A 346-nucleotide genomic window follows, 5' to 3' on the forward strand; every position below is an offset into this window, starting at 1 on the left:
GCTTTCGGGCAGCGGCAGCATCGCGGCTTCCAGCGGCGTGTCGATCTCGGGCGGCGGCATCGACATCAGCGGCACGACCTCGGGCGCCACCATCAACGCGCTGAGCGGGACCGGCGGGTCGGTCGTGCTGGGCTCGCAGACGCTGACGGTGGGCGACGCGACCTCGACCAGCTTTGCGGGCACCATCGACGGGGCCGGCGGGCTGACCAAGCAGGGCAGCGGGACGCTGACGCTGAGCGGGGCGAACAGCTACACCGGCGCGACCTCGATCACCGCGGGCACGCTGGCGCTTTCGGGCAGCGGCAGCATCGCGGCTTCCAGCGGCGTGTCGATCTCGGGCGGCAGC

At 72.8% G+C, this 346-nt stretch carries 1 protein-coding gene; it reads left to right on the forward strand.

Translation table 11 applies throughout. The features are described from left to right. Positions 1-346 (forward strand): autotransporter-associated beta strand repeat-containing protein (locus tag CVV76_RS02255; RefSeq protein WP_146010231.1); only part of this gene is annotated, 346 nt, incomplete at both ends.

Origin of the sequence: Acidimangrovimonas sediminis, from assembly GCF_002871005.1 — a bacterium.
Classification (GTDB): Bacteria; Pseudomonadota; Alphaproteobacteria; order Rhodobacterales; family Rhodobacteraceae; genus Acidimangrovimonas; species Acidimangrovimonas sediminis.